Annotated in this window: 14 protein-coding genes, 1 tRNA gene and 1 riboswitch; of the genes, 9 read left to right on the plus strand and 6 right to left on the minus strand. The window is 73.2% G+C overall.

Annotated elements, in window-relative coordinates; all coding sequences use genetic code 11:
* Positions 1-566 precede the first annotated feature (566 nt).
* From AB0C96_RS11790 to AB0C96_RS11810, 5 genes are all read left to right on the plus strand, one after another.
* The gene (locus AB0C96_RS11790) at positions 567-2,015 is read left to right on the plus strand and encodes an MFS transporter (protein ID WP_362916224.1); all 1,449 of its coding nucleotides are present in this window, start codon (positions 567-569) and stop codon (positions 2,013-2,015) included.
* Between the two features lie 195 nt (positions 2,016-2,210).
* Complete coding sequence (gene lhgO, locus AB0C96_RS11795) at positions 2,211-3,431, plus strand: L-2-hydroxyglutarate oxidase (protein ID WP_362916226.1); 1,221 nt, start codon at positions 2,211-2,213, stop codon at positions 3,429-3,431.
* A 130-nt stretch (positions 3,432-3,561) separates the two neighbouring features.
* Positions 3,562-4,416: a tRNA (guanosine(46)-N7)-methyltransferase TrmB gene (gene trmB / locus AB0C96_RS11800; protein WP_362916228.1), complete on the plus strand. Its 855-nt coding sequence runs from the start codon at positions 3,562-3,564 to the stop codon at positions 4,414-4,416.
* A gap of 83 nt (positions 4,417-4,499) precedes the next feature.
* Entirely contained in the window at positions 4,500-5,807 is a 1,308-nt protein-coding gene (locus tag AB0C96_RS11805) for a PrsW family intramembrane metalloprotease (RefSeq protein WP_362916230.1), read from the plus strand.
* Between the two features lie 178 nt (positions 5,808-5,985).
* Entirely contained in the window at positions 5,986-6,291 is a 306-nt protein-coding gene (locus AB0C96_RS11810) for a hypothetical protein (RefSeq protein WP_362916232.1), read from the plus strand.
* A gap of 94 nt (positions 6,292-6,385) precedes the next feature.
* On the opposite strand, the gene AB0C96_RS11815 is transcribed toward AB0C96_RS11810, so the two are convergent.
* Together AB0C96_RS11815 and AB0C96_RS11820 are read right to left on the minus strand one after the other, a co-directional pair.
* On the minus strand, positions 6,386-7,327 hold the full coding sequence (locus AB0C96_RS11815) for an aldo/keto reductase (RefSeq protein ID WP_362916234.1): 942 nt from the start codon (positions 7,325-7,327) through the stop codon (positions 6,386-6,388).
* Between the two features lie 76 nt (positions 7,328-7,403).
* Positions 7,404-8,549, minus strand: coding sequence for a M23 family metallopeptidase (locus AB0C96_RS11820; protein WP_362916236.1), 1,146 nt, complete (start codon positions 8,547-8,549; stop codon positions 7,404-7,406).
* A gap of 11 nt (positions 8,550-8,560) precedes the next feature.
* Positions 8,561-8,715: riboswitch (cyclic di-AMP (ydaO/yuaA leader) on the minus strand.
* Between the two features lie 282 nt (positions 8,716-8,997).
* Here AB0C96_RS11820 and AB0C96_RS11825 point away from each other — a divergent pair.
* Positions 8,998-10,140, plus strand: a complete 1,143-nt coding sequence (locus AB0C96_RS11825; RefSeq protein ID WP_362916238.1) for a DUF2332 domain-containing protein — start codon at positions 8,998-9,000, stop codon at positions 10,138-10,140.
* Positions 10,141-10,236: 96 nt separating this feature from the next.
* On the opposite strand, the gene AB0C96_RS11830 is transcribed toward AB0C96_RS11825, so the two are convergent.
* Positions 10,237-11,295: a PP2C family protein-serine/threonine phosphatase gene (locus AB0C96_RS11830; RefSeq protein ID WP_362916501.1), complete on the minus strand. Its 1,059-nt coding sequence runs from the start codon at positions 11,293-11,295 to the stop codon at positions 10,237-10,239.
* Between the two features lie 351 nt (positions 11,296-11,646).
* Between AB0C96_RS11830 and AB0C96_RS11835 the strand changes: the two genes are divergently transcribed.
* The 3 genes from AB0C96_RS11835 (at position 11,647) to AB0C96_RS11845 (ending at position 13,323) form a co-directional block, all read left to right on the plus strand.
* Positions 11,647-11,994 carry a PadR family transcriptional regulator gene (locus AB0C96_RS11835; protein ID WP_362916240.1) on the plus strand — a complete coding sequence of 116 codons (348 nt, stop codon included), beginning with the start codon at positions 11,647-11,649 and terminating at the stop codon, positions 11,992-11,994.
* The gene (locus tag AB0C96_RS11840) at positions 11,991-12,707 is read left to right on the plus strand and encodes a hypothetical protein (protein WP_362916242.1); all 717 of its coding nucleotides are present in this window, start codon (positions 11,991-11,993) and stop codon (positions 12,705-12,707) included. The genes AB0C96_RS11835 and AB0C96_RS11840 overlap by 4 nt, the downstream gene beginning before the upstream one ends.
* A 118-nt stretch (positions 12,708-12,825) precedes the next feature.
* The gene (locus tag AB0C96_RS11845; RefSeq protein ID WP_362916503.1) at positions 12,826-13,323 is read left to right on the plus strand and encodes a VOC family protein; all 498 of its coding nucleotides are present in this window, start codon (positions 12,826-12,828) and stop codon (positions 13,321-13,323) included.
* Positions 13,324-13,506: 183 nt separating this feature from the next.
* On the opposite strand, the gene AB0C96_RS11850 is transcribed toward AB0C96_RS11845, so the two are convergent.
* From AB0C96_RS11850 to AB0C96_RS11860, 3 genes are all read right to left on the minus strand, one after another.
* Positions 13,507-13,579 (minus strand) — tRNA-Lys (locus AB0C96_RS11850).
* Positions 13,580-13,802: 223 nt separating this feature from the next.
* Complete coding sequence (locus AB0C96_RS11855; protein ID WP_362916244.1) at positions 13,803-16,031, minus strand: DEAD/DEAH box helicase; 2,229 nt, start codon at positions 16,029-16,031, stop codon at positions 13,803-13,805.
* Between the two features lie 251 nt (positions 16,032-16,282).
* Positions 16,283-16,816, minus strand: a complete 534-nt coding sequence (locus AB0C96_RS11860; RefSeq protein ID WP_362916246.1) for a hypothetical protein — start codon at positions 16,814-16,816, stop codon at positions 16,283-16,285.
* Positions 16,817-16,904: the final 88 nt, after the last annotated feature.

Genomic DNA, 16,904 nt, shown 5'->3' on the forward strand with positions numbered 1-16,904 from the left:
ACGGGGGCACGCGGTGCCGGTGCGCCGGCCGTGGGGCCGAGCGCGGACCGCTCCCGCGGCAGGCACGTGTATCGACCCCGGGAGGCCCCCCGTGTGGCCCCCGGGGCGGCTCCGGGTGCGCCGCGGCGCGAAATCATCACCCGTCGGTTTTCGGCCAAAGTCCGTTGCCCGTAGTCCAGTTGACACGCGCAGGCGTCGTGTCAACCGGCGGTGTGATCGGTCGCCGACCGGCCGGTGCGACGGTCCGGGAGGCGGGCTGCGCCTCCCGGACCGGACCGTCACCCGCGGGGAATGAGGTGACGGTGTCCCCCAGCCCACTGGATCCAGTGCAGCGGGCCGACCCACGCAGAAGCCATGGAAGCGCTCACGACGGTGGGCGGCCAGCGCGCACGGACGGGCGCACGGGCACACGTACCCGGAGCACATGCCAACTCCCGCACCCCTGTTTGAACACGAATCTCGCCATCCGGGATACCAACTCTTAACGGTCGGGATCCGGCGAACTACTCTGGGTGGACGCATGCCCCGGGGTAGCGGGGCGGCTGTCGCTGGTTCGAGGGGTGCGCATGTCCAGGGATATACGCGGGCCGAACGAGAAGCTCGGCACGGTTCTCGCCCTCGCGGGTATCAGCAATGCCGGACTGGCACGCCGGGTCAACGACCTCGGTGCGCAACGAGGACTGACGCTTCGCTACGACAAGACGTCGGTGGCCCGGTGGGTCTCGAAGGGCATGGTGCCCCAGGGTGCCGCGCCCCATCTGATCGCGTCCGCGATCGGCAGCAAGCTGGGCCGGCCGGTGCCGCTGCACGAGATCGGGCTGGCCGACGCGGACCCGGCGCCCGAGGTCGGCCTGGCCTTCCCCCGCGACGTGGGCGCCGCGGTGCGGTCCGCGACCGAGCTCTACCGTCTCGATCTGGCCGGACGGCGGGCCGGCGGCGGCGGCATCTGGCAGAGCCTGGCCGGATCCTTCGCCGTCACCGCCTACGCCACCCCCGCGTCGCGCTGGCTGATATCCCCGGCCGACAGCTCGGTGGCGCGGGAGGCGACCGAGGCGCGCGACAAGGACGCCGCGGCGGCCGGTGACGCCGGGATCCCGCAGCACGTGGGCCACAGCGATGTCAGCAAACTGCGCGAGGCGGCCGAGGACGCACGACGCTGGGACTCCAAGTACGGCGGCGGGGACTGGCGTTCGTCCATGGTTCCGGAGTGCCTCCGGGTCGACGCGGCACCGTTACTGCTCGCCTCGTACAGCGACGAGGTGGGCCGGGCGCTCTTCGGGGCGACCTCCGAACTCACCCGGCTCGCCGGGTGGATGGCCTTCGACACCGGCCAACAGGAGGCCGCGCAGCGCTACTACATCCAGGCGCTGCGGCTCGCCCGCGCGGCCGCCGACGTCCCCCTGGGCGGGTACGTCCTGGCGTCGATGTCCCTCCAGGCGACCTACCGCGGCTTCGCCGACGAGGGCGTCGACCTCGCGCAGGCGGCCCTGGAGCGCAACCGCGGTCTGGCCACCGCCCGCACGATGAGCTTCTTCCGCCTGGTGGAGGCGCGGGCGCAGGCCAAGGCCGGTGAGGCGCGGGCCTGCGAGGTGGCGCTGAAGGCCTCCGAGGGCTGGCTGGAGCGCTCCCGCAGCGGCGACCCCGACCCGTCGTGGCTGGACTTCTACTCGTACGAGCGGTTCGCCGCCGACGCCGCCGAGTGCTACCGGGACCTGCGGCTGCCCCGTCAGGTGCGGCGCTTCACCGAGCAGGCGCTCTCCCGCCCCACGGAGGAGTTCGTCCGCTCCCACGGACTGCGCCTGGTCGTGTCCGCGGTCGCCGAACTGGAGTCCGGCAACCTCGACGCGGCCTGCGCGGCGGGCACCCGCGCGGTCGAGGTGGCGGGCCGGATCTCCTCGGCCCGCACCACGGAGTACGTCCGCGACCTGCTGCACCGCCTGGAGCCCTACGGTGACGAGCCCCGGGTGGTGGAGCTGCGGGAACGGGCGAGACCGCTGCTGGCGGCGCCGGCGTAGCGAGCGGCAGCAGGAGGCGGAAGGAAGCGGAAGGGGGCCGGCACCGGGCGAGCCGTCCGGTGCGGCCCCTGCCGCACCGCCGTTGTCAGTGCCGACCGTCATGATGGGATACGTCGTCGGGAAGACGGATGACGGGATGAACGCGCAGGTCCGCGGCGACGGCCGGGCCTGCGGTCATGCGGTTGGGGAGGTGCAGTGGCGGCGTACGACTGCGACGTGCTGGTGATCGGTGCCGGCATCGTCGGGCTCTCTACGGCCCATGCGATCACGCGTGCCGCGCCGGGCACGCGCGTCGTGGTCCTGGAGAAGGAGCCCGGTCCGGCCCGCCACCAGACCGGGCGCAACAGCGGCGTGATCCACAGCGGCATCTACTACCCGCCCGGCTCGCTCAAGGCCCGCTTCGCGCTCCAGGGCTCCGCGGAGATGGTGAAGTTCTGCACCGAACACGACATTCCACACGAGGTCACCGGCAAGCTGATCGTCGCCACGGACCGCAGCGAGCTCCCCCGGCTGCACGGCCTCATCCAGCGCGGCCGGGAGCACGGCCTGCCGGTGCGCGAGCTGGGCCCCGCCCAGATAGCCGAGTACGAACCCGAGGTGCGCGGCCTGGCCGCCATCCACGTCGGCACGACCGGCGTCTGCGACTTCACCGCGGTCGCCCGCCAGTACGGCCGGCTGGCGCAGGACGCCGGCGCCCGGATCGTCTACGGCGCCGAGGTGACGGCGATCGGCCGCCGCCCCGGCCGGGTCGCGGTCCGTACCGCCGACGACACCGTCCACCGCGCCCGTGCCCTGGTGAACTGCGCCGGTCTGCACTGCGACCAAATCGCCCGGCTGGCCGGCGACGCCCCCGGCATGCGGATCATCCCGTTCCGCGGTGAGTACTACGAGCTCACCCCGGAGCGCGCGGCCCTCGTCCGCGGCCTGGTCTACCCCGTCCCCGACCCGGCCTTCCCCTTCCTGGGCGTGCATCTGACCCGCGGCATCGACGGCGCCGTCCACATCGGCCCGAACGCCGTCCCCGCCCTGGCCCGCGAGGGCTACAACTGGCGCACCATCCACCCCGCCGAGCTGGCCGGCACCCTCGCCTACTCCGGCTCCTGGCGGATAGCCCGCCGCCACTGGCGCCACGGCGCCGGCGAACTGCACCGCTCGCTGTCCCGGCGGGCCTTCACGGACGCGGTCCGCCGCCTCCTCCCCGCGGCCCGCGAAGAGGACCTGATCCCGTCCCCGGCCGGCGTCCGGGCCCAGGCCGTACTGCCCGACGGCACCCTGGTCGACGACTTCCTCTTCGCCGAGTCCCCCGGCATGATCCACGTCCTGAACGCCCCGTCCCCGGCGGCCACGGCGTCACTGCCCATCGGGCGGGAGGTGGCGCGGCGGGTGCTGGATGTGCTGGGAGAGCCCCGGGCGTGACCCGGCTCACCGGCCGGCACCCGACCGGCCCGGCCGCCGGCCCCGCAGCTCCTCCGGCACTCGCCGCTACCGCCCACCCAGCAGTCGCCATTCCCGCCCACCCGGCCCGGCTCCGTAGAATCGACACACTGTGTCCGAGAATTCCACCGCCCCCGCCCCCGTCCCCGCGGCAGCAGACGCGCCCGACGCCGGTACCGCCGTCGCCGCCGCGGCCGGCCCCGCCGCCGTCCGGCCCACCGCGCCGGCTCCCCGCCGCGGCGCGCCCATGTTCCCCGACGGGACCGGTCCCGCGGCCGACCCCGCGGGCTCGCACCACGAGCGGCGGATCCGGTCCTTCCAGCCCCGCCGCAGCCGCGTCTCCCCCTCGCAGGCCGAGGCGCTGCGCCGTCTGTGGCCGACGTGGGGCGTGGACATCGACGGGCTCTCCCGGCTCGACCTCGACGCGTTCTTCGGTGGGCTGCCGGTCGTCCTGGAGATCGGCTTCGGGATGGGCGAGGCCACGGCGCAGATGGCCGCCGCCGACCCGGCGACCGGCATCCTCGCCTGTGACGTGCACACCCCCGGCCAGGGCAACCTGCTCCGTCTCGCGGAGCAGAACGGCCTGTCCAACATCCGGGTCGCCAACGGAGACGCGATCATCCTCCTCCGCGAGATGCTCGCCCCCGCCTCCCTCGCCGGCCTGCGCGTCTTCTTCCCGGACCCGTGGCCCAAGAAGCGCCACCACAAGCGGCGCCTCATCCAGCCGGAGTTCCTCGCCCTGGTCACCACCCGGCTCGCGCCGGGCGCGCTGGTCCACTGCGCGACCGATTGGGAGCCGTACGCCGAGCAGATGCTGGAGGTCCTCTCCGCCGAGCCGACGCTGGAGAACCTCCACAGCGGCTATGCGCCCCGGCCGGACTTCCGCCCGCTCACCAAGTTCGAGGGCCAGGGCCTGGAGAAGGGGCACGTCGTACACGACCTGCTCTTCCGCCGCCGCGGCGAGTGAGCCGGGGCTCCGAGGGCTCCGAGGGTCCCGAGGGTTCCGAGGGCTCCCCGCTGAACGCGCCGCCTGCTCGCTAGGGTCGACAGGTGTACCCGTTCCAGCCGCCCCCGCACCCCTCCGCGCCGCCCCCTCCCCCGTACACACCCCCCGCGCACGCACCCTCCACCGCGCACGGTCACGCCCACCCGCGCCGCCGGACGCCACCGTGGCAGAGCAAGACCGTCCGCGCCGTGGCCCTGGTGTCCCTGCTGGCGCTCTGCGGCGTGTTCATCATCGGCATGGTCCGTCAGCAGACCGGCACCGAAGGCTTCCTCGTCGGGCTGGGCCTCGCCGTCTTCCCGGTGCCGGTGCTCGTCGCGGCGTTCTGCTGGCTGGACCGGATAGAGCCCGAGCCCTGGCGCAACCTCGTGTTCGCGTTCGCCTGGGGCGCCTGTGCCGCCACCCTCGTCGCCCTGCTGGCCAACGGCTTCGCCACCGACTGGCTGGCCGCCAACATCGCCTCCGCCTCGCCCTCCGAGGCCGAGGCCTGGGGCGCCGCCGTGATCGCCCCGATCGTCGAGGAGACGGTCAAGGCCGCCGCCGTCCTCCTCCTCTACCGCTTCCGCCGACGCGATTTCGACGGCATCACGGACGGCATCGTCATCGCCGGTATCACCGCCACCGGCTTCGCGTTCACCGAGAACGTCCTCTACCTCGGCGACGCCTTCGGCGAGGACCAGTCCATGGGCCACTCCGGCCTGGACTCCCTCACGGCCGGCACCTTCTTCGTCCGGATCATCGTCTCCCCCTTCGCCCACCCCCTCTTCACCATCCTCACCGGCCTCGCCGTGGGCATAGCCGCCACCCGCTACCCGCGCAGCCGCGCGGCCCGCGTCGCCCTCGCCGCCCTGGGCCTGCTGACCGCGATCCTCCTGCACGCCATCTGGAACGCCTCCTCCTCCCTCGGCGACCCCGGCTTCCTCCTGGTCTACGGCCTCTTCATGGTTCCCGTGCTGCTGGTCCTGAGCTGGCTGGCCGTCTGGGCCCGCAACCAGGAACTGCTCTCCCTGCGCGGCTATCTGGCCCCCTACATCACCGCCGGCTGGCTCGCCCCCACCGAGCCCACCGCCCTCTCCTCCCTCAAGACCCGCGCCCTGGCCCGCGACATCGCCTGCCGCACCCAAGGCCCCGCCGCCGCCCGCGCCGTCATCGAATACACCGCCCTCGCCACCACCCTCTCCTTCCACCGCCGTCGCGCCCACCTCACCGGCGCCACCCCGGACTTCACCACCCGCGAGCAACATCTGCTGCACCACTTGCGGCACTACCAGCCGTGGGGACAGCCGGCGCTCACCCATGCGTGGGGCACCCGCTGCGGCACCCAGGCCCCGGGCTCGCTCCCTCCTCGGCCGTAGAGGCTCCTCGGCCGTAGAGGCTCCTCGGCCGTAGAGGCTCCTTGGCGGTAGACGCCCCTCGGCTGTGGACTCGCCTGCGGCGAGGGGAGCTCGGCCTCATGCCCGCGACACGCGCCCCGGTGCGGCGCGGCCCGCGCGTAGGCTCGGGGAAGTCGTCTTTGATGTGGAGGTTTCCGTGATGTCCGGCGTACCGACCAGTGTGGTGGCGGCAAGTGGGCTCGTAGGCGGGTACGGCGTCGCCCGGTGGACGAAGAAGCGGCCGCTCGGTGGGGTGGCGCTCGCGGCGGCGGGTGCCGTGGCGGCCAAGGGGTGGCAGGAGAAGGCCGGGGCGAAGACGGCCGCGGCATTGAGCGGCGCTTATGTGGCGGCGTTCGTGGGGTCGCACGCGCTGGCCAAGAAGATCGGGGCCTGGCCCTCGGTGTTCGCGGTGGCGGGTGGCGTCGCACTGGCGTCGTGGGCGGCGGTCGACCGTCGGGGGCGGTGAACGCGGACCGGACGGTACGCAGCGGGGGCAGGCCGGTACGCCGGTCTGCCCCCGCTGCGCAGTGCACGCACGCCCGCTCAGGCCGAGACTTCGCTCAGGCCGACGCCTCGTTCAGGAGGCCGAGTTCGGACTCCGTGAGGGTCAGGTCGGCGACGGCCAGGAGGGGCGGGAGCTGGGACACCGTGCGGGCGCTGGCGAGGGGGGCCGCGACGGTGGGCCGGGCGGCGAGCCAGGCGAGGGCCACGGTGGCGAGCTCGGCGTCGTGGGCGGCGGCGACGGTGTCGAGGGCCGCCAGCACGCGCCGGCCGCGGTCGGTGGCCAGGTGGCCGGCAGCCTTCTCGGAGCGGGCGCTGTCGACGGCGGCGTCCGGGCGGTACTTGCCGGTGAGGAAGCCGGAGGCCAGGGCGTAGTAGGGCATGGCGGCGAGGCCCTCGCGGGCGGCCACGGCGGCCAGTTCGCCCTCGTAGGTGTCGCGGGAGACCAGGTTGTAGTGGGGCTGTAGCGCGACGTACCGGGCCAGGCCCTCCCGTGCGGAGCAGGCCAGGGACTCCTCCAGGCGCTTCGCGGAGATGTTGGAGGCGCCGATCTCGCGGACCTTGCCGGCCCGGACGAGCCCGTCGAGGGCGGTGAGGAACTCCTCGACCGCCACCGACTCGTCGTCATAGTGGGTGTAGTAGAGGTCGATGTAATCCGTCCGGAGGCGGGTCAGGGACTCCTCGACCGCGGACGTGATCGTGGCGGCGGTCAGGCCCTTGTAGTCGGGGTGCGCGCCCACCTTGGTGGCGATGACCACGTCGGAGCGGTTGCCGCGGGACGCCAGCCAGTTGCCGATGACGGTCTCGGATTCACCGCCCTTGTTTCCAGGGGCCCAGGCGGAGTACACGTCCGCGGTGTCGATGAAGTTGCCGCCGCCGGCCGTGTACGCGTCGAGCACGGCGAAGGACTCGGCCTCGTCGGCCGTCCAGCCGAAGACGTTGCCCCCGAGGCAGAGCGGGGAGACGGAGAGCGAACCAACAGTTTTGAGTGTCGCGGTCATACGTTGTTGGAGCGTCGGGGAGAGGGCGCATATTCCCTCTCCCCCACAACGGAGTTCCGCCGCCCCGGACGCGCCCTCAGACGTCGAGCCCGTGCTCGCGCAGCCAGGGCATCGGGTCTATCGGGTCACCGGCGCCGGGGCGTACCTCCAGGTGGAGGTGCGGGCCGGTGACGTTGCCGGTCGCGCCGACCCGGCCGATGACATCGCCCGTGTTGACCTTGCCGGAGGTCTTCACCATCGAGGACAGATGGCAGAACCAGAGCTCCGTGCCGTCGTCGAGGGTGAGCACGATGCGGTAGCCGTACGACCCGGCCCAGCCGGCCTGGGTGATGGTGCCGGAGTGCACTGCCCTGACGGGCGTGCCGGTCGGTGCGGCGAAGTCCTGCCCGGTGTGGTCGGCGACCCAGCGGTCACCGGCCTGACCGAAGCCGGCGGTCAGGGTGTACGAGGCGACCGGGGTGAGGTAGCTCTTCGCCAGCTGGGCGAGGCGTTCGGCCTCCGCCTTGCGGCGGGCCTCCTCCTCGGCCTTGCGCTTGGCCTCCAGCTCGGCGGCCTTCTTGGTGGCCGCGGCCTTCTCGGCGGTCTTCTGCGCCGCGGCCGCGTCCGTCGCGGCCTGCTTGACGGCGGCGCTCTCCGCCGCCTCGCGGGCCTCCTCCTCGGCGGCGTCCTGCTGCGTATCGGCCTGCTGGAGGATGCGGCTGCGCAGGGCCTCGCCGGCGCCGGACGCGCCCCGCTGGGTGCTCTGGCCGAGCGGACCGGACGCGGCGGAGTCCGCGCCCGAAGAAGAGTCAGAACCAGAATCAGAACCGGAATCAGAACCGGAGTCGGATCCCGAGTCGGATATGAGGTCGCCCACGCCGGGGAGGGACGCGGCGTCCGGCAGGCTGTCGGATATCTCGTGGGCCAGGCCCCCGACGTCGGGCATCGAGATCGGGACCGGCGGGCGGTCCTCGGCCGTGGCCATGCCACCCGCACCGACCGCCGCGATGACGCCGACGCCCAGGACCGTACCGCCGCGGGCGAGGCCTCCGGCGCGCTGCTTGGCCACCCGGTGCTTGCCGCGGACCGGTCGGACGGAATCCTCGGTGGGGTTCCACTCCTCCCACGGGCCGTCGCTGTCGCCGGCCGCACCGCCGCCCGCGTATCCGGGGCCGTCGAAGGCTCCTCGGTCGTCGAGTGGGTAGCCGGACGGAGCCTCGGGGGCAGGCCTGTTGGACGCCACTGGGGCGCACTCCTTTCCTTCCTTCTCGCCTACCGGGTTAGCTGACGGGTTCGGAGCAGGAAGGTCTCCTACGGGCACCCTCTGGCAGAGGCGTCCGATTCACCCCAATGTGGTGGTTCCCCGGTTCCCTTGGTGCAGTTCGAGGTGCTGGAGGTGCGTGAACAGTGCGTGCGGGATTCGGCGTCGGCGCACGGTGCCGCCTCTTGCGACGGCTGGGACGACCGCGCTGCGTTATCGGACAGTAATAGAGATCGTGGCTGTTTTCCAAGCCTTCCCGGGAAACCTTGTCCGTTCCACACGAGGTTCGGCGGGGACTTTTTCGGCCACCATGGCCGCAAACCGGGCGAGTTGACCGCCGAACGCTAAACGATCTCCCGGCGATTGTGCATGAGTCGTTATGCGGAGGGGTGCCCGCCGATTACCCAGTGTGACTGGGTAACGTCGGATCATGGTCGTCAACACCGGGAACACCGGGAGCGGGGTCATCAGCGGTAGCGCCCAGGACGTGGCGCGGCGGTACCGACATTTCTCGCGGTGGGAGGCGTACGGCCGCTCCGCCGCCCATACCGAACTGACCGCGCGGATCAGCCAGGACCCGGAGCTCTGCGACCTGCTCTCGGGGTCGCTGCCGGCCGGCAACAAACAGCAGCCGAACCTCCTGCTCGCCGCGGTCCGTTACCTCGACGGCCCGCACGCCGAACACGGACCGCGGGACGAGGCGGCCTACGGTCGCTGGCGCGAGTGGACGGTCCGGCACTGGGACGAGGTCCGTGCGGTGGTCATGCAGCGCGCCACCCAGACCAACGAACCGGCCCGCTGCGCCACCCTGCTGCCGCTGCTCGCCCGACTCACCCAGCCACTGGCCCTGCTGGAGGTCGGCACCTCGGCCGGCCTGTGTCTGCACCCCGACCGTTACCGCTACCGCTACGCGTACCGGCAGGACCCCGGGGGCGCCGTCCGGACGACCGAGCTGGGCCCGGCGACGAGCCCGGCGCTCTTCACATGCCGTACCGAGCCGGCGGCCGGGCGGCTGCCCGACCGGATGCCGGAGGTCGTCTGGCGGGCCGGTATCGACCTGAACCCGCTCGACGCCGTCGCCGAGCCGGACGACCTGCGCTGGCTGCGGGCGCTCGTCTGGCCCGGCGAGGAGGAGCGGGCGGCCCACCTCTCGGCGGCCGTCGAGGCGGTGCGCACGGCGCCGCGGCCGCGGATCGCTCGCGGGGACCTGATCGACGAGCTGCCCGCGCTGGCCGCCGCCGCGCCGCCCGAGGCGACCCTGGTCGTCTTCCACAGCGCGGTGCTGACCTACCTCGCGCCGGCCCGCCGCGTGGAGTTCGCGGACCGTGTGCGCACGGTACTCGACGGGCACCCCGGCGGCGGGCACTGGATCTCCAACGAGCACCACTCCGTCCTGCCGTGGACCGCCGGGCCGGAGCAGGACTCCTGGCACTCGGAGGACGGACTGCTGCTGACCCTCGCCCTGGACGGGCGCCCGGTCGCCCGCACCGGGCAGCACGGACAGAGCCTGCGCGGCCTGCCGGACCCCACGGCACAGGCCGAGCCCACGGCGCAGACCGGACCCGCGGCGTAGACCGGACCACCCTCCACCACCCACCGTCCACCACCCACCGTCCACCACCCCCGTCCCCGCCCCCGTCCCGGCCAACTGCCCGCCGAGGAGGCCCCCTCACGTCCCCATCGGCCGCTGCACCGCCAGCAGGGCCATATCGTCCGCCTGCGCCCCGCCCGTGTACCGGGCGACGTCCTCGACGAGGGTGTCCAGGAGGCCGTCCGGACCGGCGAAGAGGCGGCCGCGCAGCCGGTCCGACGGGTCGTAGAAGCAACCGCTGCCGTCGCGGGCCTCGGTGACGCCGTCGGTGAAGCACAGCAGCAGCGCACCGGCCGGGAAGAAGGTCTCGTCCGACCGGTCCGGCCAACTCGCCACGTCACTCATCCCCAGCGGCAGCGCCGGCGCCGCGGGGACCAGTTCGCGCAGCCCGCCGTCCGGGGTGAGCATCAGGGGAGCCGGATGGCCCCGGTTGAGGACCCGTAGGACGGACTGACCGTCAGCGGGGAGCTCGGCCAGCACCGCCGTGGTGAACCCTTCGGCCCGTTCGATCCCCGCGCGCCGCCGGCCCTCCCGTTGCAGCGCCCGCTCCAGCCGGCCCGCCACCGCCTCCAGCGTGACCTCCTGCTCGGCCGCCTCCCGGAACGCGCCGATGACCACCACCGCGGCCTCCACCGCCTCCAGCCCCTTGCCGCGCACATCGCCGACGATCAGCCGTACGCCGTGCGGGGTGTCCTGCACCGCATAGAGGTCGCCGCCGATCCGGGCGTCCACCCGCGCACCCAGGTACCGGGCGGCGACCGCGAACCCGGCCAGCCGCTCCGGCGGCACCGGCAGCACGGCGCGCTGGGCGGCCTCCGAGACGTCCCGTACGGACGCCAGCCGAGCGCCGGTCAGCCGGAGCGCCCGGTTGATGCCGAGCGCCAGCAGGGCCACGACGAAGACCGTGGCGACCTCCGTCACCGACTGGTGGTACCCCGTGTCGGTGCTGCGGTAGGCGACCACCCAGATCTCGCCCGCCAGGGCGGCCAACACGGTGAGGACGGTGGCCCGCAGCGAGAACAGCGGCGCAGCGACCAGTGGGGCGGCGGAGAAGAAGGGGGCGGCGGTGTAGCTGGGCGGGGTGCTCATGTCGAAGGCCAGGCCCCCGACGATCAGGACCGCGGGCAGCCAGCGCATCAGGCGCCGCCCCGGCGGTGGCCTCCGGACGCGGTCCGCCCGCCGCTCCGCGTCGTCACCCGCAGGAGCCCCGTCATGCTGCCGCATCCGCACCGGCTTCATCCCGCTCCGCCCGTCCGTACGTACGAGCCCCGACGCGTCGGCCGCCTCGACGTCCCAAGGCTTTCGGTTACCGGAGCGTCCGGCGAGCCCTGGGGGCCGGACGGGTGGCCCGGGAGTGGGCCCGGAGGTGGGCCCGGAGGTGGGCCCGGGAGCCGTGCCGTAGAGGAGCACCGCAGTGCCTTGCCTCGCACTACGCCGCAACGCACTACCTTGTAGTGCATGACTCATGCTGTGTAAGGTACTGGTCCCATGGAGGAGACATCCGCCCCACGCGCCCAGTGGCTACGAGGGGTGCTGGACATGTGCCTACTGGCCCTGATGGCCGAGGCCCCGGTCTACGGGTACGAGATGACCGTCCGGCTCGCCAAGGCCGGGCTCGACGTCGCGGACGGCTCGATCTACCCGGCGCTGGCGCGCCTGCGCAAGCGCGAGCTGGTCGAGATCGAGCGCCGCAGCGGAGGCGGGGGCCCCGCCCGCACCTACTACCGGCCCAGCGAAGCCGGCATGCAGATGCTCCGGTCGTGGAGCCGCGACTGGGACGCATTCGCCACGAGCATCGGCTCGATCATCACCCAGCCCGCACGGGAGAAATCATGACGCTGACGGTCGAGGACGCGATACACCAGGCCACGGAGGTGTGGCGCCGCCTCGGAATCGAACCGGGCGCAGCCGATGAGATGGCCGAGGAACTGGCTGCGGACCTGACCGCCGCCGCCTTCGACGGCCGGTCGCCCGCCGACTACATCGGCGGTGACATCGAGGCGCTGGCCACCTCCTGGGCGGTCGAACGCGGTCTGGTGCCCGAGCACCGGCGCCTGAAGGAGACCGCCTTCGCGGCGGCCACTGGCGCCGCGCTCCCCGCCCTTGCCGCGCTCCTCTTCTGGTGGATGGGCACGTCCCACCTCTTCGACCCCAGCAGCGAATCACTGACGACCACGCTCGACGGGCATGTGCTGCGGGACGTGCGCAAGTTCCCCGATCCCGGCGTTCCTCTGATGTGGGTGGGCTGGGTCGCATGCCTGGCGACCGCCTTCTTCTTCGTCCGGCGCGCCGTGGCCGAGAGCCTCCAGCGCCCGCTCGACCCCGCCCGCGACGCGACCATGCGGGCCCTGACCAAGGCCCTTCCCGTCATCCTCGTGGCAGCGGCCCTGCTGGGCTGGGCGATCGGCGTCTTCGGGGCGTACGTGGTCGGGTACTTCCAGCTGCTCTTCACCATCCCGATCGCGTTGGTCGGAATGATCGGTGCCGTCGCAGCCGGTGCCGCCTGGGTCCGGCACCGCACCTGCCCGGCCGCGACCGCCACCGGCTGAACCTCGGGGGCCACTCTCCCACCGGGGCGCCTTCTAGGACAGGAACTGACCTACAAGGGACCTAGCGTCATCACCACGTTGAGGCACTCGCACCCCAGGAGGCAGCCAGATGAGCCAGATGTCCGTCAAGCCGGTTCCCCAGGGCTACCACTCCGTGACGCCGTGGATCATCTCTCCCGACACGGTGCAGCTCATCGACTTCATGAAGAGGGCGTTCGACGCGGAGGAGCTGGCGTGCCTCGCCGGCCAGGACGGCCGTATCGAGCATGCGGAGGTGCGGATCGGCGACTCGGTGGTGATGATGTTCGACGCGCGGCCGGACTGGCCGCCGACCCCCGGCTTCCTCCGCCTCTACGTCGAGGACGCCGACGCCACGCACCGGCGGGCCGTCGCGGCCGGCGGCACCTCGGTCACCGAGGTCACCCACCTGTTCTTCGGAGACCGGGTCGGGCGGGTGCGCGATCCGCTGGGCAACCTGTACTGGATCCAGACCCGCGTGGAGGACGTGAGCCCGCAGGAGAGGGAACGCCGCCTCGGCGACCCGGAATTCGCCGAAGCGATGGAGTACGTCCAAAGCGCCGACTTCTTCCCGGACCGGGCTTCTGGTCTCGGCTGACGACATCGCGGCCGCGGCCCGGCTCGTCCGCCGCGCCCGCCCGGTATCTGACGGGGCGCCTGCCACGCCGTCCGCTCACGCATCGCGCACGCATGCGGCCGGAAAAGCGAAGCGCCCCGGCCGGTGTTCTCCGGTCGGGGCGCTGAGCCGCAGGTCAGACGGCCTGACCTGGGAGGGATTCGGTGGGCCATCAGGGGCTCGAACCCTGAACCAATGGATTAAAAGTCCACTGCTCTGCCAATTGAGCTAATGGCCCGCACCGAGCAGCATAGCCCGAGGATCCGCCACAGCCCGAAGGCATTAGCGGTTGAGCCGGTCGGAAGGGCGTCACGCGCCGGCCCGACGGGCGCACGAGGGCCGCGAAACGGCCCACGCCCCCCGGCCTCACGCGCCTCAACGCACAGGGCCCGTACGGCACTTGCGTGCGTACGGGCCCTGCGTCGGTGCGTCCGGTCAGCCCTGTCGATCAGGGCCGGCGGTCAGCCGTTGCGCTTCCAGCGCGGCTTGTCGTCGCGGCGGCCGTAGGAGCCGGCGGGGGCGCCGCGGTGGTCGTCACGACGGCCGTAGGGGCGGTGACCACCGGAGGACGGGCGGCCGGCGGAACGGTCGTCGCGGTTGAAGGGACGGTCGCCGCCGCCGGAGCGGTAGCCACCGGAGGACGGGCGGCCGGCGGAGCGGTCGTCGCGGTTGAACGGACGGCTCGGGCGGTCGCCGCGGTCACGGCCGAAGCCGCCCCGGTCGTCGCGACGGTCGCGGCCGAAGCCACCCCGCTCGCCACGGTCACCACGGTCATCGCGACGGTCCCGGTCGAACGGACGACGCTCGTCCCGACGGTCACGGTCGAAGGAACGACCACCCGCACGGTCGTCGCGACGGTCACGGCCGAAACCGCCCCGCTCGCCACGGTCACCGCGGTCATCGCGACGGTCCCGGTCGAACGGACGACGCTCGTCCCGACGGTCACGGTCGAAGGAACGACCACCCGCACGGTCGTCGCGACGGTCACGGCCGAAGCCACCCCGCTCGCCGCGGTCACCACGGTCATCGCGACGGTCCCGGTCGAACGGACGACGCTCGTCCCGACGGTCACGGCGCTCGAAGTTGCCCCGGTCGTCCCGGCGGTCGGCGGAGGCCGGACGACGCTCGTCGGACGTGGTCTGGGCCGGCACCGCGGCCTCGGCGGCGACCTCGGCCTCGGCCGCCTCGGCAGCCGCGGCGAGCGCCTCGGTCGGGTCCTCGCCGCGCTCGCGGGCGGCCCGGGCGGTCAGCCGGTCCGCCTCCTCGCGCAGCTCGGTGGCGCGGCGCTGGAGGCGCTCCAGCTCGCGGGTGAGCTGGCTCACCTCGCGCTCGGCCTGCTTGGCGGAGTTGTTGGCGGACTCGGCCTGCACCTCGGTGAGCGAGCGGGCGCCGGTGATCCGGGCCACGTCCTCGTCGAAGGCGCCGGAGCCACCGACGATGTGCCGCGAGGCGTCCACGCCGGCGTCCTCCATCAGGCGGAAGATCTGGCGGCGCTGGTGCGGCAGGGAGAGCGAGACGACGGTGCCGGACTGGCCGGCGCGGGCGGTACGGCCCGAGCGGTGCAGGTAGTCCTTGTGGTCACCGGCCGGGTCGACGTTCAGGACCAGGTCGATGCCGTCGACGTGGATACCGCGGGCCGCGACGTCGGTGGCGACCAGCGCGTTGACGTAGCCGTCCTTGAAGTCGGCGAGGACGCGGGTGCGCGCGCCCTGGGTCATGCCGCCGTGCAGCGCGTCCGCCTTCACGCCCGCCTCGACGAGCTGCTCGGCGATCCGGTCGGCGCCCAGCTGGGTGCGGACGAAGATGATGGTGCGGCCCTTGCGGGCGGCGATGGCGGCGGTGACCGGCGCCTTGTCCTTGGGCTTCACGACCAGGACGTGGTGGGTCATGGTCGTGACGTTGCCCTGGGCGCTGTCGACCTCGTGGCTGACCGGGTTGCTCAGGTAGCGCTTGACCAGCGTGCCGATCTCGTTCTCCATCGTGGCGGAGAAGAGCATCCGCTGGCCACCGGCCGGCACCTGGTCGAGCAGCTCGGTGACCTCGGGCAGGAAGCCCAGGTCGGACATCTGGTCGGCCTCGTCGAGGACGGCGACCTCGACGGCCTCCAGGGAGCAGGCGCCACGGTTGATGATGTCGCGCAGCCGGCCCGGGGTGGCGACGAGGATGTCGACGCCGCGCTCCAGGGCGTAGATCTGGTTGCCCATCGACGTACCGCCGCAGACGACCTTCATCTTCAGGCCGAGGACGTCGCCGTAGGGCTGGAGGGCGTCCGCGACCTGCATCGCCAGCTCACGGGTTGGGGTGAGGATGACGGCGCGCGGCTTCTTCTTCTCGGTGCGGCCGTCGGCCAGTCGGGCCAGGGTCGGCAGACCGAAGGAGAGCGTCTTGCCGGAGCCGGTGCGGCCGCGGCCGAGGATGTCCTTGCCGGCCAGCGCGTCCGGGATGGTCGCGGCCTGGATCGGGAAGGGGGTGGTGACGCCGTTCTGCGCCAGCTTGCGGACGACGCCCTCGGGCAGTCCGAGGTCGGCGAAGGTGACGGTGTCGGTCGCGGCGTCGGTGTCGGTCGCGGCGTCGGCATCGGTGTCGACGGAGGACTCGGCGGCGGCTGTGGCCTCGGTCACCTCGGCGGCCGCCGGCTCGTTCTGCTCGTCGAACGCGGGCACGACGGACTGCTCAGTGGAAATGGACATGCGAAATGCGAAACCTTCCGGAGTCTCGGCACGCGCCCAAACTCCGTGTGTTTCACAACGACCGCCTCAATGCGGTCCGGCCACGGCAAGGGAGAGTACGCGCCACGCGGCGCGCTTCTTTTCTGGCGCCGGGCAAATGGGATCAAACGATCTACCACCATACGCACTCCGCCCCCCGGATGGCAAATGGCCTACCGACCACCACCCGCCACCCCGCTCCGGCAAGGCTACGCCGCCCCCCGTCCGACCCGTCAGGCCCCCGTCTCCTCGTCCAGATCGGCGTGCGGCCACATCGGCTCGACGGGGGACGGGCCGGAGGCGTGGGCGCTCGGCGGGGGCGCCGGGCTGCTCGGCGGCGGGGTCGGCTCCGCGCTGGGCGCGTCGGGCGTGGGCGAGGCCGGCGGGGTGGACGGCCGGTCGGAGCGGGACGGCGAGGGACCCGGCGTCCCGGCGTGCCCGCCCTTGCCGCCCGAACCGTCGTGACCGTCGCCCGCATCGGGCTCCGGTCCGGACGGCTTCACCGGGCGGGACGGCGTACCGGGGTCGGAGGGCGTGGGCGTCGCCTCGGACGGCGGCCCGCCGGCCTTCTCGCCGCCGGCCGGCTGCGCCGCACCGTTGCGACCGGTCCGCCGCGCCCCGTTGCCGCGGCCGTCCGCGGTCACGCCGGGGCCCGGCCGGGCGTCCTTCCCGTCGTGCTGCGCGGCGCTGTCGGCCGGTTTCGGCCGGGGCGCGTCGCTGACGCTCAGACAGCCGGCCAGGGACGCGGCCAGCGCGGAGACGGTCACGGCGGCGGCGGTGGCACGGGCCAGCGCCCGGCGCGTCGGTGGTGGCGGCGCGGCGGGGGCCGGCGCGGCGGGCGGTTTCGGGGATGTG

It is taken from the genome of Streptomyces sp. NPDC048506, from assembly GCF_040651315.1.
Lineage (GTDB): Bacteria > Actinomycetota > Actinomycetes > Streptomycetales > Streptomycetaceae > Streptomyces.